14 protein-coding genes are annotated in these 21,051 nt (G+C 45.5%); 12 read left to right on the top strand and 2 right to left on the bottom strand.

Features of this window, described 5'->3' with window-relative positions; genetic code table 11:
- Window positions 1–30 precede the first annotated feature (30 nt).
- The 11 genes from mreC (at window position 31) to CXF83_RS20980 (ending at window position 15,136) form a co-directional block, all read left to right on the top strand.
- Window positions 31–918, top strand: coding sequence for a rod shape-determining protein MreC (gene mreC, locus CXF83_RS21030; protein ID WP_101089836.1), 888 nt, complete (start codon window positions 31–33; stop codon window positions 916–918).
- A complete protein-coding gene (gene mreD / locus CXF83_RS21025; RefSeq protein WP_101089837.1) occupies window positions 915–1,403 on the top strand; it encodes a rod shape-determining protein MreD in 489 nt (162 codons plus the stop codon). The genes mreC and mreD overlap by 4 nt, the downstream gene beginning before the upstream one ends.
- Window positions 1,404–1,490: 87 nt before the next feature.
- Window positions 1,491–2,087, top strand: a complete 597-nt coding sequence (locus tag CXF83_RS21020; RefSeq protein ID WP_101089838.1) for a Maf family protein — start codon at window positions 1,491–1,493, stop codon at window positions 2,085–2,087.
- Between the two features lie 133 nt (window positions 2,088–2,220).
- Entirely contained in the window at window positions 2,221–3,687 is a 1,467-nt protein-coding gene (rng, locus tag CXF83_RS21015; protein ID WP_374702335.1) for a ribonuclease G, read from the top strand.
- On the top strand, window positions 3,687–7,928 hold the full coding sequence (locus CXF83_RS21010; protein WP_232775169.1) for a YhdP family protein: 4,242 nt from the start codon (window positions 3,687–3,689) through the stop codon (window positions 7,926–7,928). Before rng ends, CXF83_RS21010 begins: the two co-directional genes overlap by 1 nt.
- On the top strand, window positions 7,852–8,685 hold the full coding sequence (locus tag CXF83_RS21005) for a carbon-nitrogen hydrolase family protein (protein WP_101089841.1): 834 nt from the start codon (window positions 7,852–7,854) through the stop codon (window positions 8,683–8,685). The genes CXF83_RS21010 and CXF83_RS21005 overlap by 77 nt, the downstream gene beginning before the upstream one ends.
- Before the next feature lie 146 nt (window positions 8,686–8,831).
- A complete protein-coding gene (gene tldD / locus CXF83_RS21000) occupies window positions 8,832–10,280 on the top strand; it encodes a metalloprotease TldD (protein ID WP_101089842.1) in 1,449 nt (482 codons plus the stop codon).
- 143 nt (window positions 10,281–10,423) lie between these two features.
- Window positions 10,424–11,815 carry a TolC family protein gene (locus CXF83_RS20995; protein ID WP_101089843.1) on the top strand — a complete coding sequence of 464 codons (1,392 nt, stop codon included), beginning with the start codon at window positions 10,424–10,426 and terminating at the stop codon, window positions 11,813–11,815.
- Window positions 11,805–12,776: an HlyD family secretion protein gene (locus CXF83_RS20990; protein WP_101089844.1), complete on the top strand. Its 972-nt coding sequence runs from the start codon at window positions 11,805–11,807 to the stop codon at window positions 12,774–12,776. The genes CXF83_RS20995 and CXF83_RS20990 overlap by 11 nt, the downstream gene beginning before the upstream one ends.
- 34 nt (window positions 12,777–12,810) lie before the next feature.
- The gene (locus tag CXF83_RS20985) at window positions 12,811–13,965 is read left to right on the top strand and encodes an ABC transporter permease (RefSeq protein ID WP_198553563.1); all 1,155 of its coding nucleotides are present in this window, start codon (window positions 12,811–12,813) and stop codon (window positions 13,963–13,965) included.
- A 1-nt stretch (window position 13,966) separates the two neighbouring features.
- Window positions 13,967–15,136, top strand: a complete 1,170-nt coding sequence (locus tag CXF83_RS20980; protein ID WP_101089846.1) for an ABC transporter permease — start codon at window positions 13,967–13,969, stop codon at window positions 15,134–15,136.
- A 158-nt stretch (window positions 15,137–15,294) separates the two neighbouring features.
- Here CXF83_RS20980 and CXF83_RS20975 read toward each other — a convergent pair whose 3' ends face one another.
- Together CXF83_RS20975 and yjgA are read right to left on the bottom strand one after the other, a co-directional pair.
- Window positions 15,295–17,823, bottom strand: a complete 2,529-nt coding sequence (locus CXF83_RS20975) for an Ig-like domain-containing protein (protein WP_101089847.1) — start codon at window positions 17,821–17,823, stop codon at window positions 15,295–15,297.
- Window positions 17,824–17,974: 151 nt separating this feature from the next.
- The gene (gene yjgA / locus CXF83_RS20970) at window positions 17,975–18,517 is read right to left on the bottom strand and encodes a ribosome biogenesis factor YjgA (RefSeq protein WP_101089848.1); all 543 of its coding nucleotides are present in this window, start codon (window positions 18,515–18,517) and stop codon (window positions 17,975–17,977) included.
- A gap of 674 nt (window positions 18,518–19,191) precedes the next feature.
- On the opposite strand from yjgA, the gene pmbA reads away from it, so the two are divergent.
- Complete coding sequence (pmbA, locus tag CXF83_RS20960; protein ID WP_101089850.1) at window positions 19,192–20,532, top strand: metalloprotease PmbA; 1,341 nt, start codon at window positions 19,192–19,194, stop codon at window positions 20,530–20,532.
- Window positions 20,533–21,051 lie beyond the last annotated feature (519 nt).

Below are 21,051 nucleotides of genomic sequence, written 5' to 3'. Positions count from 1 at the left end.
AAAGGGCGGTGATTACCGCCCTATTTTTTTATGAAGCCAATTTTTGTTCGTGGTATATCAAACCAATTCAGATTGACCCTAGCCGTCATCATGTCAGTGATTTTGCTTGTTGCAAATGACCGGCTTGAGCCTGTGCGCAACTCGCTGTCCTCCCTCTTAAGTCCACTGCAATATGTCGCTAATATCCCAGGGGTATTACTTGATGAATCCGCAGAAAATTTGGCCACACGTAATATGTTGGCTAAGCAAAATAAAGAGTTATTACGCTATCAGTTGTTAATGAGTGAACGCTTACAACGCTTTGAGCATCTGCGCCAAGAAAACGATCGTTTACGTGGCTTGTTAGGCTCTCCTGTTTATATGGACGCTAAAAAAGTCGTTGCCGAAGTGATGGAAGTTGCCAGCGATCCCTTTCATCAATATGTGGTCCTTAACCGCGGCTCACGTAACAGTGTTTATGTTGGCCAACCCGTTGTCGACGCACAAGGTGTGGTCGGGCAGGTTGTGCAGGTCAGTGAGCTAACAAGCCGAGTATTACTGCTGTCTGATGTCTCGCATGGGATCCCCGTTAGAATTACGCGCAACGATGTCAGAATGATGGCTATCGGCACGGGCTCTATAGATGAGCTAGAGCTGCGTCATGTGGCTAAAAGTACCGATGTACGCGCCGGCGATTTGTTAGTTTCTTCTGGATTGGGAAAACGTTTTCCCGAAGGTTACCCCGTTGCACGAGTGATGACTGTCGAGAAAGATGACGGTAAAAACTATGCCACTGTGATTGCACAGCCGTTGGCAGCCTTAGACAGAATACGTTACTTGCTATTAATTTGGCCTGATATTGAAGCCGATGACGCGGAACTGGTTGCACCAGAAGGTGTCGAAGAAGCGTTAAAAGCCAATAAGGAGGCCGCGCAATGAGTTTACATGTCGCCAATGGCCGTTGGGTTGTTTGGTTAAGTTTGCTGGTCGCGATGCTATTTCAAATTATGCCTCTGCCTGAATTAGTCGAAGCATGGCGGCCCGATTGGTTGCTACTGGTGATTATCTACTGGGCAATGGCGCTGCCACACAGGTACAACATATTAACGGCGTGGGTGCTGGGTGTGATGCTGGATATATTGCTGGGGGCGACCTTAGGTATTAGAGCTTTTGCCATGTCGGTGGTGGTTTATGTGGTGGTATTACATTTTCAACGTCTACGTAACTTCCCTATGTGGCAACAAGCATTGCTGGTGGCAACACAGGTCGCGCTCTATAACTTAATTGTTTTTTGGGTGCAGTTTGTGACGGATACAGCGAACTTTGATATCACGCTGTTTTATCCCGCATTTTCAAGTTTGATCATGTGGCCCTGGATATTTTGGATCCTGCGTCGTGTCAGGCGTTTATATAAAGTCCGCTAGCCCATTGCCGTCGTGACTTAAGTTTATGATGTATTTCCATGTTAGCTCGGTCTCCCTTGATTAGCACCTCTGAATAGGTATTGTAGAATGAAGTTAGTACTCGCTTCCGCGTCGCCAAGACGCAAAGAATTATTAGCTCAATTAAGCTTTTTAAGCTCAGCTGAAGATGGCTCATTTGACTTCGATATATTGGCGACTGATATTGATGAGAGCCATCATGCTGGTGAGTCTGCTGCAACCTTTGTGGTGCGCTTAGCGAAAGAGAAAGCGATAGCGGGACTGAATTTATACGCTGCAGAAGGTAAGGCCGTTGTACTGGGCTCAGATACGATTGTGGTATTAGGCGATACTATTTTAGGTAAGCCGACAGACGAAGCAGATGCAAAGGCAATATTAACCCGCCTTGCAGGAAAGGCACATCAAGTGATGACGGCTGTCGCGGTCACCGATGGGGATAAAACCCTGACTAAGTTGGTGACCACTGGAGTACAGTTTTGTGCAATGACACAGTCTGATATTTTGGCTTATATTGCGACTGGAGAGCCCATGGATAAAGCCGGAGCTTATGGGATCCAAGGTTTAGGCGGCAGTTTTGTAGAAGCTATTGAGGGAAGTTATTCCGCAGTAGTCGGGTTACCTTTGGTAGAAACCCGTGCGTTGTTGTGTGAGATGAATATTTTATAACCCGATAATAAAAATCCAATTCTAGGTTGTAACATCGGTCACTAACGCCAAATCCTTTTTAAATTAGCTATTTCCCTAAGTGGGGTGAGTTGTGAATACAGGTCGAATCGTGCCAGGCAGAGTAAAGCGAAAAATAGGTTCTGAACTGCTCATTAATGTGACACCAACCGAAGCTAGAGTGGCATTGGTCGAGCATGGTGTGTTGCAAGAAGTACACATAGAGCGACGCATGAAGCGTGGTTTAGTGGGCAATATCTATAAAGGAAAAGTCAGCCGAGTGTTACCCGGTATGCAGGCTGCCTTTGTCGATATTGGCTTAGATAAGGCCGCCTTTTTACACGCCTCTGATATTGTGCCACACACCGAGTGTGTTGCTGATGTAGAGAAGGGCAACTTTGTTGTACGTGACATTGCTGAACTGGTGAGGCAAGGGCAAGATATCATGGTGCAGGTGGTTAAAGATCCGCTCGGTACCAAAGGCGCACGCTTAACTACCGATATTACACTGCCTTCTCGTTACCTTGTTTTTATGCCGGGTTCGAGCCATGTTGGCGTATCGCAACGGATTGAAACTGAAGAGGTCCGTGCCAGACTTAAAAAAATTACTGAGCCTTTTGTCGATGATGATGGCGGGTTTATTATTCGCACCGCCGCTGAGAGTGCCGGTGAAGATGAACTGGTGCAAGACGCTGCTTTTTTACGCCGTGTATGGGCCAAAGTCAGCTTACGACGCAAGCGCAAAGGCGTATCTTTACTTTATCAAGATTTAGCGCTGCCGGTTAGAATCGTACGTGACTTTGTCGGTACAGAGCTTGACCAAATTCAAGTTGATTCCAAGCAAACCTATGACGAGTTACAGCAATTTGCGCAAGAGTTCATGCCCGAAATTGCCAATAAGCTAGAGCATTACAACGGTCCAGTGCCTATTTTTGACCTTTATGATGTCGAAAATGAAGTTCAACGTGCATTAGGGCGCAAGGTGGAACTTAAGTCCGGCGGCTATTTGATTATTGATCAAACCGAGGCCATGACCACGGTTGATATCAATACCGGTGCTTTTGTCGGCCATCGTAACCTTGAAGAAACCATCTTTAACACCAACCTTGAAGCGACTCAGGCGATAGCGCGGCAATTAAGGCTACGCAACCTAGGTGGCATTATCATTATCGACTTTATTGATATGTTAGAAGCCGAACATCAAAAACGTGTGCTTTCGGGTCTTCAGGGAGCATTAGCCGTTGATAGAGTAAAAACCAATTTCAGTGGTTTTTCTGGTCTTGGCTTAGTCGAAATGACACGTAAGCGTACTCGCGAAAGTTTAGAGCATGTTTTGTGTGGCGAATGTCCATCTTGTCTCGGTACCGGAAGTTTAAAGACCGTAGAAACGGTGTCATACGAAATGTTTAGAGAGATCATTCGTTTGAACAAAGGCTATGATGCCGATGAATTTTTAGTCTATTGCGCGCCAGCGGTTTACCACAGTCTTAAAAGTGACGAAAGCCACCTTCTGGCCGAGCTAGAAGTGTATATTGCTAAGCGTGTTCGTTTACAGAATGAACCTATGTACGCTCAGAATAAATTTGATGTGGTGATAATGTAGTGTCATCTAAGACTCGTAAATTTAATTTTCTTAGAGTGTGCCTGCAGTCTCTGGCTATTGTGATGGTGCTTTTTGCACTATTCGTAAGCTTGTTTCGAGGGCTGTTGCCCCAGCTTGATCAAGTCAGATTAGAGCTAGTTGACTATATTCATAATAAGTATCAAGTCGAAGTACAGGTGGGTCAATTACAAGCCGAATGGCAAGCATTTGGCCCTGCACTCACCGTTAAGAACTTTGTGCTCCCTTCCCAAGAAAAGCTGCCTGTTACCCTGCTGTTTGAACAAGTGCATGTGAAATTTGATTTTTGGCAAACCTTGTTGACCGCAACACCGCAAATAGAAGATGTTATTTTTGATGGGGTAAACGTCGCGCTCGATCTCGACCGATTGGCATCGACTTCGACTTCAAGCTCATCAAGTACAAAGATGAACACTGATTGGCTCTATCAGCTGATGTTAGAGCAATTAGAGCGATTTTCAATTACCAATGCCCGTATTCAGCTATTAAGCCAAAAACACCAATACCGCCCTATTTTCATTAAAGATATGCATTGGCGTAATACGGAAAAGCGTCACCGTGGTCAAGGTAAGTTGTTTTTAGATGAAGAAGCTTCAGATATAGAGCTGCTGGCATTAAGTGTTGATATCAAAGGTGACGGCCACAAACCTGAGTCATTAATAGGACAGTTTTATCTTGCGGCAGCGTCACTCGATATCGGCGAGTGGGCATCGCGCCAACCTAATCCATTTGATGCAAATAAAAAGCTGCAGCTCGAAGGCGTGGTTAATTTAGAGGCGTGGATAAGCTTTGCTAATCGTGAGATTAATGATGCCACAGTTGCGTTTAAACCTAGCTGGCTAGAGTGGTTTTTAAACGGAGAAGCGCAGAAGTTTTCAATTCAAGCGGGTGCAATGCGTTGGCATCCAGATACCAATGGTTGGTCTCTAAGCAGTCACGATCTGTCTTTTGCAACCAATGGCGAGCAATGGCCATCCCCTGTATTGAGTGCCAAGCAACATGGGGCTAGCATCGACGCTTATTTAAATACTTTGGATTTAGCCACGGTATTACCGCTACTGCCGCTGCTCCCCGGTATTGAGCTCGACACCTTACAGACTTGGCAGGCGTTAAGCCCTCAAGGAGAAATCACCAATACCCAGTTACAGTGGGATACCGACAAAAACCAGCCGCAACTTAGCGCTAACGCGCAGCAAATTAGCTGGCAAACGCACGGTGCTATCCCTGGGCTTTCGGCTATTGATGCTAAGGTCATCGTTACCGATAAAGAATTACAGTTTACGTTACCTGCACAGCAATATGTGGTCGATTTTGATGGTGGCTTTGAAGCGCCACTCGATCTTAAGGGCGATGCATTGACAGGACAGTTCGATTTCGCGACTTCAGCGCTATCATTACCTAAACTGCATTTTAGCAATGCCGATATTTCAGTTGATGCCGCCACTCGACTTGAGTTTTCTGGCGCGACTCATATGGCATTGTTAGCCAATCTTAATATTAATAACGTGGCAAATGCACATCGTTACTTCCCGCTTAAGGGAATGAGTGCTGGCCTGGTGGACTATTTAACCGGCGCATTAAAAGCAGGAAAAACAGATGATGCCGTCATCGTGTGGCAAGGGGCTTTTGAAGATTATCCCTATTCACAAAGTGCGGGTGTTTTTCAAGCGGGATTCACCTTAGCAGATGCTAATTTTAAATTTCAAGACACTTGGCCTGCAGTATCCAATTTAAACCTATCAGCACTGTTTGAGAATGCGGCTATGGATTTGTGGGTGAATAAAGGTCAGTTGATGGATGTTTCAGCGGATGGCGCCTATATTGGCATTCCCCTCATGAACCATGAAAGCATGCTCATCATTAAAGCTGACTTGGCGACCAAAGCCGAAGCGGCTAATGCGGTGATCCAGGCTTCTCCCTTGGCTGACTCCGTGGGCTCAACGCTTGATGTCGTACAAATATCAGGTGATATTACTGGGCAGATAGATCTGAGCATTCCGCTGTTTGATGGAGTGGATGAAATCATTCAGGGCACGGTTAATTTTGATAATACGCCAGTTTATATCAGTGAACCGGGTATTCAGCTAGATAATGTCAGCGGTCAAATTCAGTTTATTAATGATGTAGTGACGGGCAGTGACATTAATGCGCTGATGTACAGTCAGCCATTAACATTTAGCTTTGATACGGGGCGGATTAACAAAAACTATGCGGTGAATGTCGACTTGACGGGGCATTGGCTGCTAGATAACTTACCCAATGAACTCAATAACCCGTTAAGTGATTATTATAGCGGTGAACTTGATTGGACTGGCGGATTGATGCTGATATTCGACCCCTCTGGTTACCGTATTCAAGCACGGGTTGATAGCGATCTTCTTGGGACTGAACTGGCTCTGCCAGCCCCATTTACTAAGGCGTCGACCAAGACGGCAGAATTTACGGCAGAGCTTATTGGCGATAACAAGGAGTCCTCTCTGGGGATTAAGCTAGATAAGCAGTTAGAGTTTTGGGGTGGTTTTGATCTCGAGTCCGGTAATGGGCTCGCTCACTTTGATCTATTACTCGGTCGCTTATTTAAACCCGGCGACCAGTTACGTAAAACAAAAGGGCACCTACAGATAGATCTCGATAAAACCGAATTTTCACCTTGGTTACCCATCATTCAGAGCTTTACCGCTAAATCAGAAAAGACACTAGAGTTAGATGTTGACACGGGAGTAGAGAGTGGGTCTCTTACGGCTACTGATAGTTTTTTCCCGCCTTTAGTGTCAATTGAAGCTAACTTTAATGATCTGGATTTGATGGGGCAACCATTGAATGACCTCCATTTCAATGCGGGGCCTACTGAATATTCATGGCGATTCGATGCCACTTCTGAGCAATTCGATGGTCGAATCGACTTTTATCCTGATTGGGTTAAGCAGGGGCTTAAAGTGGTGGCGAGCAAGTTGTATATGTCGCCAAAGGCGAAGACTGATGAAACCGCGCATTTCAAATCCGATACTGTTTTGGCTAACTTACCGCCATTAGCGGTCGATGTGGATGACTTTAGATTGTTTGATAAATCGATGGGGCACCTCGTTTTACAAGCCAGCCCTAAAGATGATACTTATCAGATCCAAACCCTATCCTTAAGTTCGCCAGAGGTGCAGCTTAAAGGAAAAGGCACTTGGTCGATAGAAGATGGCCAGAGCCTGACCTCGTTTAATTTGACTCTAGATTCAACTAAGTTTGACTTCCTGTCGGCTAAATTGGGCATAGATCCAGGTCTTAAAGACGCACCAACATCGGTGGTCGGTGAAATTTCCTGGATCGGAGCGCCATACGCATTTTCGCTCGACACTCTTGATGGTGAAGTGAGGTTTGATTTAGGCAAAGGGCATTTGTCAGAGGTGAGTGACAAAGGGGCGCGGATATTCTCGTTATTTAGCCTTGATTCACTGCTGCGTAAATTGTCATTGGACTTCTCCGATGTATTTGGTAAAGGTCTGTATTTTGATTCGTTTGGCGGCACCTTGATGCTTGATAACGGGGTTGTTAAGACCACAGATACAGAGATGAAGGCTGTCGCAGGTAATATGCGAGTGCGTGGTTATACCGATTTAACCACTGAAAGTTTGAATTATGATATTCGCTTTGTGCCGCAATTAGCATCAAGTGTGCCGACGGTGATATTGCTCAGTACCGGCGGTTGGACATTAGGCTTGGGCGCTTTTGCACTGACGAAAGTACTTGAACCTGTTATTGAAGTGATATCCGAGATCCGTTTTAGGCTGACAGGCACCATGTCTGAGCCTAAACTTGAAGAGTTAGAGCGTAAGAGTAAAGAGATTGAGATCCCAGAATCGGTGCTGCCTAAAAAGGCCGTTGAACCTGCTGAGGGGAGTGGACAAGACAGCGCTTCAGAGAAGCAGCCTGAGGATGCTGTATCAATCCCTTCATCAAACTCAACGTCTAAAATTGTCCCAGCACAGGGGCAGGTATTAGAACCCATTTCAGATATAGCGTCAGCGAAAGTAGGGCTTAAAATGGAAGCTAACGGCGCTAGCGAAACGAGTCAGTCTGATAAGACAATTGAGCAATCCAATTTGAAAGAGAGTGGCCAAACAATGCCTGCTTTGAAATTGATACCGGGAGAGTCAGATGCAAGTAAGCCTACTGCAATGTCAGAGCAGCCGCAGCGTAATCGAGAATCTCGCATTTATCGAGTCGCAGCTTAAGCAATTACCTCGGCTGGATGATAATCAACAGCTAGTAGTATTGCCTGAGTGTTGCTTGTTATTTGGTGGACAAGAGAGCCAACAACTCGACTACGCAACAGACGAAATACACAGTCAACTTAAACAAGACTTAGCTGCGCTAGCAGATAAATATAGCGTAGTGTTAGTGGCCGGTAGTATTCCTATATTGGCAGAAGACGGTCGCATCTATAATCGTTGTTATGTGTTTGACACTGATGCAAGCGTATTGGGCTATTACGATAAGCTGCATCTATTCGATGTAGAAGTGTCGGATGGCACCAAGCAATATCGAGAGAGTGATGCATTCTGCCCCGGCAAACATATTACCGTGGTTGATACGCCCTTTGGTAAGCTTGGTTTGGCTATTTGCTACGATATTCGTTTTGCCGATTTATTCAGGGCGCTGCGTGAAGCAGGGGCTGAAATTATTGCACTGCCAGCGGCCTTTACTAAGGTTACCGGTGAGGCTCATTGGCAAGTTCTGCTGCAAGCTCGAGCTATTGAAACCCAATGCTTCGTGTTAGCGGCAGCACAATGGGGCATTCACAATAACGGCGGTCGTGAGACATGGGGCCAAAGTATGATTATCGGCCCTTGGGGAGATATTTTAGCCCAAAAGCCAACGGGTACCGGTTGGGTTAGCGCTCAGCTGAACATGCGAGACTTACATGCCGTGCGGGCAAAGATGCCAATAATAACGCATAACCGCTTTCAGTCGCCAACACTTAAGCAGTAATGCTAAGCGAGTCGTGGCAATCTAGGTTAACCTAGCGCTATGTTGGCATTATTCCTTAGCAACAAGCTAAAACACAAATCGTATAGAGATGCTTATCTGTAAGGGTTTCTAGAACAGAACTATATTTGGTCGAAGAGAGAGAATTGATGTCATTTTTAACCCAAGTTGGACACAGCCTACTGCAAGATGGACTGGCGATAGATGATCTACAAAGCTATTTAAAGCGTATTCATGAGCATAAAATTGATTTTTCAGATCTGTATTTTCAAGGTAGCCGCCACGAGTCTTGGGTGTTGGAAGATGGCATCGTTAAAGACGGCAGTTTCCATATTGAACGTGGCGTGGGTGTTAGAGCGATAACCGGTGAAAAAACAGGTTTTGCTTATGCGGATGAAATTACCCCCGCAGCATTAGAAGCTGCCGCAACTGCCGCTCGCAGTATTGCAGTATCTGGCGGTAGCGGACGCGTTAACGCTTGGAAGCAACAGCATGATAAAGCGCTTTATATAAGTTCAGATCCCATTGCCGCCATGGAAGAGATTAAAAAAATAGCCTTACTTAAAGAAGCCGATGTCTATATTCGTAGTCTCGATAAACGAATTATTCAGGTAGTAGTGAGTCTGTCTGGAGTGCATGAAGAGATATTAGTTGCCGCAAGTGATGGCACTTTAGCGGCCGATATTAGACCGTTAGTTCGATTTAATTGCAGTGTTATTTTAGAAGAAAATGGCAAGCGAGAGCGCGGTGGTTCTGGTGGTGGCGGGCGTCATAGTTACGATGTGCTGTTAGCCAATGCTGATGATGGCTTACCATATTGCTTTGCTTTTGCGCGTGAAGCTGTACGCCAAGCATCAGTCAATATGCAAGCGGTCGATGCTCCAGCAGGTGAGATGCCGGTAGTGTTAGGCGCGGGCTGGCCTGGCGTATTGCTGCATGAAGCGGTCGGGCATGGCCTAGAAGGCGACTTTAACCGTAAGGGGAGTAGTGCATTTAGCGGCAAAATGGGTCAACAAGTGGCCTCTAAATTGGTCACCGTAGTCGACGATGGCACCATGGTCGATCGTCGTGGCTCGTTAAGCATTGATGATGAAGGTACACCGACTCAAAAAACAGTATTGATTGAAGACGGGATCTTAAAAGGCTATATGCAAGATAAGCTCAATGCTGGACTTATGGGGGAGCGCTCTACCGGTAATGGTCGCCGTGAGTCTTATGCTCATTTGCCGATGCCGCGTATGACAAATACCTATATGGAAGCGGGCGAGTCAGATCCAACCGAGATCATCAAATCTGTTAAGAACGGGATTTATGCGCCTAATTTTGGTGGTGGCCAAGTGGATATTACCTCCGGTAAGTTTGTGTTCTCTGCATCAGAAGCTTATTTAATTGAGAATGGCGAGATTACCCAGCCGATTAAGGGAGCAACCTTGATAGGCAATGGACCAGAGGCTATGAGCCAAATTTCGATGGTGGGTAATGACCTTGAACTCGATAAAGGTGTTGGTGTGTGTGGTAAAGATGGGCAAAGTGTACCTGTAGGTGTTGGTCAACCAACATTAAAATTGGACAAGTTGACAGTAGGCGGCACTGCGTAAAGGTTTACCCTAAAGTCGTTTAGGTCAAAATATCAAAGTAAACTAGGATTTAGCGGTAAGCTCATTACGCTAGATCCTAGCGAGCAGTGGTTAGCAATGGTACTATTCACTCAATAATTAGAGTAATAACTCTAGAGGTGTAAATGAAACGTTCGCTCTGTGCTCTTTTGTTGGTTCTTCCGCTGTCGATACAGGCCAAGCCAATTGCGTTTAATCAAGCTTGGGATCAATTACTCAAGGTGAGTGATAAATTGCAAGCGGGCACGCAAGAGGTCAATCGTGCAGAGGCCGAGCGCGATGCTGGTGAAGATATGAATTTACCTTCAATTAACCTCACTGGTAGCTATACACGTCTAGAAAAGCCCATTGAGTTAGATCTGCGCGATCTCAATCCGTTGGCTTCATTGGATCCTGCTGCGTTACCTCCAGCGATAGGTGGTGCATTGGCAGGTATTCCAGGATCGCTATTTGTAACTCCTTTCACCGAACAAGATATCTTCCGCTCTAGTTTGCAAGCGATGTGGCCAATCTACACCGGGGGTAAAATTACTGCGGCGCAAGGTATACACGAAGCCCACGTTGCAGAAAAAGAGGAACAGTTAAAGCTGACCACTCGCGATCTGTTTGTGACTTTAGTTGACCGCTACTATGCAGTGGCAGTGACAGAAACGTTAGCGCAAACTAAAAAGCAGTTGGTAGACTCTCTTACGCTGCATGCTTCACACGCCCAAAAACTTGAACAGCAGGGGCAAATAGCCAAAGTTGAACGACTTAATGCGCAAGTGGCACTCGAAAATGCCAAGGTGAGTTACGGCAGTGCTAAGCGTCAATCTGAGATGGCAATGATTGCCTTATCACGCATGCTACATGAGCGTGAAGTCGACGCGACCTCATCACTGTTTATGCTAAATAATTCGCCGTCATTACCACAGCTATCCCAGCTTACGATGAACCAGCATCCGGCATTAAAGTTACTTGAAGCCAAAGAGGCACAAGCGCAGGGGCTTATCAACGTTGAAAAGGGCAGTTACTACCCAACGGTCTTTCTTTACGGTAATTACACCCTTTATGAAGACGATAGTCTGTTCTCAAAAATGGAACCTGATTGGATGCTTGGTGTTGGGGTTAACATTCCACTGCTAAGCCGTGATGGCCGCAGTGGCAAAGTCGAAGCGGCTAAAAGTGCACTGTTGCAGGCTCGATATACTAAAGCGCAAACCCAACAAGATTTGAATCTACTGTTAGAACAAAGTTACCGCCAATTACTTCAGGCGCAAGAGGAGGTAGTCTCACTCAATAGCTCACTTAGCTTAGCTGAAGAAAATAAACGCTTACGTGACATCGCTTTCAGGCAGGGCTTGTCGACCTCAATTGAAAAAGTGGACGCCGAACTTAAACTCACCGCGGTAGAAACTCAACAACTGGGCGCCCAGTACCGCTATATACAATCGTATGCGAGGCTGATGGCTATTAGCGGTCAGTTAGATGAATTTATTGGCAGAAGCCTTCAGCAAGGGGAACAAAATGCGCACTAACCGTATCTTGGCCGCAATAGCACTTATTGCACTAATCGGAATATTAGCTTACGGACTCGTGTTAGCTTACAGCCCTAAACCACAGGTATTACAGGGGCAGATTGAAGCCCGCGAATATAATATCTCCTCTAAAGTCCCTGGGCGTGTAGAGCAAGTTCTCGTGCGCCGTGGAGATAAAGTTAGCCAAGGCGATCTGCTATATGCGATTTATAGCCCTGAGTTAAAAGCTAAACTAATGCAAGCCGAGGGTGGTCGAGATGCAGCTAAAGCGATGCAGCAAGAGGCTGATAATGGCGCTCGTAAACAGCAAATTTCGGCTTCGAGGGAGGAATGGTTGAAGGCGCAAGCGGGATCTAAACTTGCTAATACCACCTTTGATCGTATTGAAGCACTATTTAATGACGGAGTCATTGCGCGACAAAAGCGTGATGAAGCCTTTACGCAGTGGCAAGCTGCAAAATATACCGAACAAGCTGCATTAGCCATGTATCAAATGGCGGATGAAGGTGCGCGCTATGAAACCAAAGCCGCAGCAGCGGGTAATACTAGAATGGCTGAGGGGGCGGTTAATGAAGTCAATGCCATATTGGCTGATAGTCAGATGCGATCGCCAAAAACAGCTGAGGTTAGCGAGGTTCTCTTGCAGGCGGGTGAGCTAGCGCCTAGCGGTTTCCCAGTGGTGAGTTTAATAGACATGAGTGACGCTTGGGCAGTGTTTCAGTTACGTGAAGATCAGCTAAAGCACGTCAAGCAAGGCCAAACAGTGTTATTAACCATACCCGCACTTGAGCGTGACGTTGAGTTTACCGTTAGCCATATTGCGGTCATGGGTGATTTTGCCACTTGGCGTGCAACTGAAAGCGGTCATGATTTTGATATGCGAACTTTCCAAGTCGAGCTACGCCCGAATGAGGCTATTGCTGACTTGAGAGTCGGTATGTCTATTCTGTTTGCTTTATAACACTCTGTAGCACGGGGCTGATGCTTTGATAAATATGCTAAAAAGAGAAACAGCTGCCCTGTTAGACGATCCTTGGCAGCTGGCGCTTATCAGCTATATTCCGCTATTGGGTATTATTGGATTATGGCTACTATTTAGTGCGGGCTTACCAAGACAACTTCCAGTGGCTGTGGTCGATTTAGATCAAAGCCAAGTGACCCGAGCGCTTGCTCGGCAGTTACAAGCAAACCCTGTTACACAACCCATCAGTTATACCGATCTCGCCAGCGCTGTCGACGCAATGCAACAAGCAGAGGTTTATGCGCTGCTAGTGTTGCCCCACGGCTTTAAACGTGACCTGCTTACAGGTAAAAGCCCGACGATTGATATCCGCTATAATAGCCAGTTTTTATTGGTGGGTAAGTTATTGTCGAGCCAGCTACAAGCAAGCATGGCCGATGGTTTAAAACCATTCGCGGCGATGAAACAACTCGCTGCGGGCGTGCCTAAAGCCAAGGTCGCGGTGAATTTAAGTCCGGTGAGCAGTCAAACAACGGCGTTATTTAACCGTAATAACAACTATGTGGGTTTTCTGGTGCCACCAGTATTGATAGCGTTGCTGCAACTCGTGGCCATGATGGTGTTTGCTAATAGCCTTAATCGAGAGCTACGCTGGAATACCACCTCTGAATGGGTTTCACTCGGGATGTGGAAAGGTATTGCGGCGAAAGTGCTTTTCTATACGCCAATTGTGCTGCTGCATGGTGGCTTTATTCTCGCGCTTATCTATCTGTATTTAGGTTTGCCTATTGCTGGCAGTATCGCGCTACTGTTAGTTGCACAACTGCTGATGTTGCTCGCGGTGTGGTTACTGGTGCTGCTGATCTTCTTCGTCCTAAAAGACAGCGCTAGGGTTATTAGTTTTTGTACCGCTATGTTTGCCCCTGCATTTGCTTTTATGGGCGTGACATTCCCCACCCATGAGATGCCTGCACTTGCCCAATGGTGGCGCGTCATTATGCCATCGAGTCATTATATTGAAACTCATATTGCGGTGGTGAGTTACGGTCAAGGTTGGTTAGCGACCTTGCCCCAGTTTACTGGCTATTGGGGCTTCCTATTGCTACTCATTCCGATTAGCGTATTGGCTGCAAAAGGCTTCGATTCAGCAGATAATGTAACTGCACCACTCGCAGCTAAGGAGCATTAGTATGAGCTTCTTGCAGCTTATCATCGCAGAATTAAAAGCTATTTTGGCTGACAAAACCATTGTTATTACGGTATTTGGTGGCGTGCTTTTTTACTCTATTCTTTATCCGTTACCGTATCTTAATCAAGTGCCGACAGAGCAACAGCTGGTGGTGGTGGATCACGACCATTCATCATTAAGCCGTCAGCTTATTCGTCATGCAGATGCCAATGCAAAAATTCAAGTGATCGCCAAAGTGGGTTCAATTGATAAGGCTAAAAAATGGATAGAATCTGGACGAGCTCATGGCCTGTTGGTTATTCCGGCAGACTTTAGGCGCGATCTATTACTGGGTCGTGGAGTGACATTAAGTTATGGCGGCGATGCGAGTTACTTTTTAATATACTCCGCCGTTGCAGAGGGGCTTATTTCAACGGGGCTTGATGCAGGGAAGAGTATGCAGCGGTTGGGGTTACTGGCTCAAGGCAGTGGTGCGCAAGCGGCAGATCAAAGCCTTAATGTGGTTAAACTCAATAGTATTCCCGCTTTTAATCCAAGTTTAGGCTACACCCCTTATATTGTACCTGGGCTGTTCCTATTAATTTTGCATCAAACATTGTTGATTGGGACCAGTATTCTCGGTGCTAGTCAGTGGAAAGAAACCGGCTATTGGCGGCAGGTAAGCCCGCTTAAATTAGTGTGTGGTCGCATGGTAGCCTTTATGGGGATTTATACACTGCTGACTAGTTACTATGTTGGGTATTGTTACTATTGGTATGACGTGAGTTTACAGGCAAGCTTTGGCACGGTTGCATTATTGCTATTGCCTTTCTTACTGGCCACTACCGCTGCTGGTATTGCTTTTAGTTGCTTGTTTACCCGACGCGATCTACCTACTCAAGTGTTACTGCTGATCTCCATGCCGATTCTGTTTGTGTCAGGCTTTGTGTGGCCGACAGCGTTAATCCCAGAGTCTGTTGTGGCAGTGTCGCAAATCTTTCCCGCAGTGCCAGGTATTATGGCGATGTTAGAGCTCAATCAAATGGGCGCGTCGTGGCAGAGTATTATGCCGCAATGGCTACAGTTATGGGCGATGACAGCATTTTACTTTGCGTTGGCATATGTTGGCGCTAAAGCCCGCTTAACCGCTCACTTAAAAGCTGATGTGCACCAATCTGAATTAACACCTTAGAGGTTAAGTCAATTAATGGAGTGCTCGTCGGCTGCATAGCCTCGAACAGATAGAGCGACAAATAAAAAGCCCGCTGCAATAATATTGCAGCGGGCTTTTTGCTGTTTCAACGTAATTGTATAGGCACTCATTAACTAAGTGCCGATAGTTTGCAGTAATTATGTACCTGTAAGTTGAACACCAAAACCGATAGTGGTTTTCACTGGTTTAGGGGTCAGTACTTCAATCGATACATTACTGGTCTTACTCAGTTCACCGGTACTTGTAGGGTCAATATCGTTAGTCAGTACAAAGCTGGTGCTGTTGCCACCAATGCCATTACGATTGGGTACCACAAAAGTGTCAGACTCAAGTTCACCCTGAGAGGCTGTAGTGGTCAAATTCGTATTAGCTGGCATTATCTGATTGGCGCTATCGAAGAAGCGAATGCTAAATGTCGATGAAGCACCAGCTGCTATAGCATTAGTCACGATAGCGGATGCATCATCACCGTCGCTATAGAGGGTAATGCCATCTTGTTGTATTTCAAAATGTGCTTGCGAACCAGACATTGTCAATATAAGCGCTTTACGGATATAGGTTTTATTAGCTTGCCCTGTGCCGCATAAGCTGCCACTGGTGCATTGAGGACCATTGAATAGCCCGTCAGCAGTTTGGTAACTGCTGCTTGATGCGGTATTAAAATAGGGTTCACCTGAGGTGTGACTACCCGATTCATTGTCATCTCTAAACGCATCGCCTAAATCGCTAAAGCCATTAGGATGGTAAGTTTCAATATCTCTACCGTTACCAACGCAGGCAACCGCTGCACCACTGCTGTCTAAACAAGCTTTTGCAATTGCTCCACCATCAGCATCATCAAAAACGTTGTTACCATTAGTATCGAAAAAGGTCTCATGACCTAAAGCATAGGCGAGGACTGTAATGCGGTGGTTAGGCACACGAGCATTAGCCGATGTCCATTCCACGCTACAGGTGCCGTTGACTGTTAAACAGCTAGGCACTATTTGGCCGCCTTCAGCTGTGAAGTTAATCGTGGTGTCATCAGGCGCGGGGTTGCCAAAACTGTCAGATGCGTAGGCTGTGATTGCAACCTTTTCACCATTGTAATCACCCGCTTCAGGGTTAAATAAATCCGCTGAAACACTAAAGCCTAGTTGCTGCGGCAAACCAGTATTAATGGTTAACTGCTCAGACTGACTGGTGACAGACTCATCATCGTTTACCGCAGTTGCTACAACACGCACTGGCGTAGGTACCGTACCGGATAATACTGTGGCACTGACGAGTCCAGCAGAGTTACTAGTGTTAGTTGTGGTTGATTCACCATCCGAAAAAGTAATGCCACCAACAGTGGTATCAAGTGAGAAATCAACTTGTTGTTGTGCTATTGGTTGGCCATTGGCATCCGAGACTTTAAAGGTGATAAGTGACGACTCGCTAGAACCAGTGCCGCCAGCACCTTTAATGCGTATTGATGCTGGTTCTGCTGATACAAAACTTAAGTTAGCTAATGTTTGACTAGCCAGTGAAAAATCAAGCATTGCAGAAAGCGTCTGGTTGCCAGCAACAATAGAGGCAATTATTTGGTCATCACGCTCGCTATTACCGCTACAGCTAGTGTTTTGGAATGTGGAGCTTGCCGTACCAGACAATGTCGTTACCGGTGAGTCGATGCTAGCGTTACTCCCCTGGACACAGCTGGAGCTAAAACTCACACTGGTGGGGGTTTGTAGTCGAGTGTAGCTACCGTCTTCGTTCTTGGTTGCTAGATCCGCGGTGACTCCAAAAGTTCCGCCTGCACTAACAATTCTTTGCTCTTTAACTAGTGGTAATGTGGTCGCTAACTTATCTTCAATGAACGTACTGCCGTCAGTAGAAAAATGACCAATAACGATAATTCCCTCTTCACTAACGGCATCTTTAGCTAATACCTCATATAGACCGGAACTTTGGTAGGTCTTGCCATCACTTTCAAGCGTGACTGACATATTGGCTGCGCCGAGTTCACTTTCTGTTGGGGTGTAGCTGACTTGAGCGATACCATTTTCTTTAGTGAGTGCAGAGCTTGGATTTAAGCTGGCGTTGCCGGCAACAAAAGTAGCCTTCTTGCCTGCCACGCCGAGACCTTGCTCATCTAAAAATTGCGCCTGTAGCTGAACGGTTTCATCTGCCTTAAATTGGGTGACAACGGCAGTACCATTAATGATTGCACTGTTAAGCGTAAAGCTTGGCTCTGATGGCGAAGTGGCCGAAGTGAACTCAAAATTACGACTAGCATTAGCACTGCTGTCACCTTCAGTAAAGCTGGCTGTCAACGCGCCAGCGCCTTCTGCACCTGAAATATTGCTGACGATCACTTCAGCTTGGCCGTTACCGCTGGTTAATTTAGTCGCAACTGAAAGTTCACCAAAGCTGGTAGAGAAGGAGATAAGCTTACCATTACGGTTGCTGTCATCTTGTTTTAAGTGTGCCACTGCACAAAAAGTGCTGTTGGCGGAAAAACTGAGTGCGTCCGTTGCTTCGGCGCAAACTCCGTTCTCAACCGTTTTATAACTTAAGCTGAGGGCATAGGTGCCGCCATTTTCGGTGTCTTCGTTATCACCAGAGGCGCCATTACAGCCGCTTAATAGAGATAAACATAAAAGAGTAAAAGGGATGGTGGCCAGCTTCTTGGTGAGGCGCATTCACAAATTCCTTGTGCAAGTATGAACAGTACTGTTTGAAGGGGTTAGTTAATTTGATCACAACGATACTATGAGTATTTATCATTGATCAAAAAAATAGCTCTCTGAATAAACGACTTATGCAGAGAGCTAATATCTAGATTGGTAACGATTATTCTGGGATTCCGTTACGTATATATTTACTGAACTCTTTTGCTGTTTTTGATAGCTCAATATCAGCATTTTTAGTGAGTTCTTTCTTGGTTTGACGGACAAATTGACGCAACTTTTGTCTGTCTAAATCTGGGTGTTTCTCGATCAACGCTTGAATCGCAGTGTCACCATCGTTGAGCAGTTGGTCGCGAGTCTTATCCGCAACATTACTCTTGGCGCTTTCATTGCTGTTTTTATTCAATACGTTTTTTATTGCGAGCTGTAGCTCTTCAATATCAACGTAGCGCATTAACTTGCCAATATATTGCAAATGGCGACGATAAGCTTCAGTGTTGCTCTTAATCGTCTTAGCTTTTAACACGTTGTCATAAATAATTTCATCAAGATTGAGTCTTTCAATCTGACTTTTACTTAGTAAAGTCAATTCGTTACCAATTTCTTGGTAGATGGCGATACCACGCTTAGCTTCAGCTCTGCTTTCGTAGTCATCATCTTTGTCATAGGGCTGGTGGAAATGTTCTGAGTCACCGACAATCTTCATATCTAAAATCTCTTACAAATACTGATTTAATAATAACATTTATAAAGCCAGTTGACCTGCCATATTTTATCTAGGTGAATCGAAAGCACACTAATAAGTAAACTGGCGCAATTATACTAATTTAAATAAATAGGTGATCACTCAGCGGGTGTTCAAAGCCCTGTAGGTAAGGATTGTATTTGCTCCTGCAATACAGACATTCGCCACATCCATGTGGCTAGCGGATGATTGAAGCTAATCGTTATTCTCAGCTCTGGCATCTTCGGTAATTGCTCCATGCATGACTCTACCCCCTAAATCCCTTTAGTCGTGCTTCGCTCTCGATAATTGCTCCTGCATTATTCTACCTTCGTCCATCCGTGGACTCGTACCTCCTAAATCTGACCGCCAAGGAGGGCGGGAATGTCTTATTTTGTATGGAACATAGTCGTATATCCAAAGCCCACAACGAAGCTTAAAGGGCTTTGTCATCGCATTGAACATCAGCCGCACTACGTGAGCCTCTCAGGTGTTCCACTTCTGCGTTACATTGACTTGAAAGGGAATAAGCATTTCTTCATCAGTGAGCCTTGCATTGAAAAGTCTGAGCGGCTCTGAAGTGACCAGATATTTAATGTGATTGTTTTTTGGGTTTGTTATGCTTAAGTCATTACCGATTATTGAAGAGTAGATTTGTGTCCTCACCTAGCATTGATATCGAATTAGATTCCCTACAAGACGCCGTTTCAATGGCACTGGAATATGCAAAAACCTTAGGCACTTCTGGTGCTGAAGTTGCGATTAGTAAGCAGCAAGGGCTATCTGTTTCAACTCGTATGAAAGAAGTTGAGACGGTAGAGTTTAATAAAGATGGTGCACTGGGGATCACACTCTTTAGAGGGGGTTGTAAAGGCAGCTCCTCGACTTCAGATCTCAGTCCTGCAGCCATTAAACAAGCGGTAAAAGCGGCCGATGATATTGCCCGTTTTACGTCAGCAGATCCTTATAATGGTCTAGCCGATAAATCACTGATGGCGACAAAGTTTCCTGATTTAGATCTATATCATCCGCAGAACATTTCACCTGAAGAGTTAACTCGCATCTCGATTTTGGCCGAAGAGGCCGCACTCGACACCGATAAGCGGGTGCAAACCTCTGATGGCGCCAGCGCCAGTGCGCATTCAAGTGTCAAGGTATACGGCAACAGCCATGGTTTTTTACATGGATATTGTAGTTCTCGATATAGCTTAAGTTGTGTGGCTATTGGTGAGATTGATGGTGGCATGCAGCGCGATTATGACTACACCATCGCCAGAAAATACAGCGAGCTGTTAGCGCCAGAGTTGGTTGGAGCTTCAGCGGCCCAAAAAACGGCAGGCCGTTTAGGCGGCCGAAAGATTGCGACCACTGAATTACCGATTTTATTTTCTCCAGAGATAGCGACCGGATTGATGGGGCACTTAGTCGGTGCGATTAGTGGCGGTAGCATTTATCGTAAATCTAGCTTCTTGTTGGATGCCATCGACACTCAGGTTTTTCCGGATTGGTTTAGTATTGATGAGCAACCGCAATTAGTCGGTGCACTAGCCAGTTCAGCTTATGACAGCGAAGGTGTCGCGACTCAAGATCGTAAGATTATTGATAATGGTCGATTGGCCACTTATTTACTAACGAGTTACTCAGCCAGAAAATTAGGCCTGACAAACACTGGCCATGCGGGTGGGATCTATAATTGGACGTTGTCATCAACGGGGCAAACATTTGATGAGCTCGTCAAAGAGATGGGCACAGGATTGATTATTACCGAGGTGATGGGGCAAGGGGTTAATACCGTAACGGGTGACTACTCACGCGGCGCCGCAGGTTTTTATGTTGAAAATGGCGTTATCTTATATCCAGTTGAAGAGATCACCATTGCTGGCAATCTAAAAGATATGTATAGCAATATTGTTGCGGTTGCGAAAGACAGAGATTTACGCTCGTCGATCCGTACTGGTGGGATCTTGATGGACAAAATGAAGATTGCGGGTAGCTAACGCACTATCGTATATTTTAATATAAGGCTTCTTCGGAAGCCTTTTTTATGGTTTTTTTATCCGGCGTTGTCACCGCTTAGTGATGGTTTACGGCTTCACTCTTATGTTTAAGTCCAGACTCACGCCAAAAAAGTGCTCGGTAATTGTACTCGGGGTTGCTGACTTTAAATACTCAAATGATCGGCATTAATACCGTAACTTTGCTTGGCATTAGCTTGCGCTTTATCACTGAATTGGCAGCTTAAGCTAATCACCCCATCACAGCTTTGTAGATTTTGATAGCCAAAAATCAATAGATGAGGTGGAGTGGGTTTACTACCTACAAACCGCTACTTTCAATTTTTGCATTGTTTTCACCTGCCTTAATTTTCGATCTATCATTATGTAAATCATCCAGATACTAAACTTATAATGACTTAGTCAAACATTAACCTGTCTGCAGCGTATTTTTCAAAGTGAATAATATTTTTAAATCTCTACTTGAATATATGGCAAAACATATATATTATTTTTCATATA

Origin of the sequence: Shewanella sp. Choline-02u-19, from assembly GCF_002836205.1 — a bacterium.
Classification (GTDB): Bacteria; Pseudomonadota; Gammaproteobacteria; order Enterobacterales; family Shewanellaceae; genus Shewanella.
The sequence above is the reverse complement of the archived record's forward strand: the minus strand, read 5'-3'. Positions and strand labels throughout refer to the sequence as shown.

Excerpts from the sequence above, each read along its gene's own strand:
- CXF83_RS20990 (WP_101089844.1), top strand. The coding sequence starts at position 11,805 with ATGCGCACTAACCGTATCTTGGCCGCAATAGCACTTATTGCACTAATC.
- CXF83_RS21005 (WP_101089841.1), top strand. The coding sequence starts at position 7,852 with ATGCAAGTAAGCCTACTGCAATGTCAGAGCAGCCGCAGCGTAATCGAG.
- mreD (WP_101089837.1), top strand. The coding sequence starts at position 915 with ATGAGTTTACATGTCGCCAATGGCCGTTGGGTTGTTTGGTTAAGTTTG.
- CXF83_RS20995 (WP_101089843.1), top strand. The coding sequence starts at position 10,424 with ATGAAACGTTCGCTCTGTGCTCTTTTGTTGGTTCTTCCGCTGTCGATA.
- CXF83_RS20980 (WP_101089846.1), top strand. The coding sequence starts at position 13,967 with ATGAGCTTCTTGCAGCTTATCATCGCAGAATTAAAAGCTATTTTGGCT.
- yjgA (WP_101089848.1), bottom strand. The coding sequence starts at position 18,517 with ATGAAGATTGTCGGTGACTCAGAACATTTCCACCAGCCCTATGACAAA.
- CXF83_RS20985 (WP_198553563.1), top strand. The coding sequence starts at position 12,811 with ATGCTAAAAAGAGAAACAGCTGCCCTGTTAGACGATCCTTGGCAGCTG.
- tldD (WP_101089842.1), top strand. The coding sequence starts at position 8,832 with ATGTCATTTTTAACCCAAGTTGGACACAGCCTACTGCAAGATGGACTG.
- mreC (WP_101089836.1), top strand. The coding sequence starts at position 31 with ATGAAGCCAATTTTTGTTCGTGGTATATCAAACCAATTCAGATTGACC.
- CXF83_RS20975 (WP_101089847.1), bottom strand. The coding sequence starts at position 17,823 with ATGCGCCTCACCAAGAAGCTGGCCACCATCCCTTTTACTCTTTTATGT.
- CXF83_RS21020 (WP_101089838.1), top strand. The coding sequence starts at position 1,491 with ATGAAGTTAGTACTCGCTTCCGCGTCGCCAAGACGCAAAGAATTATTA.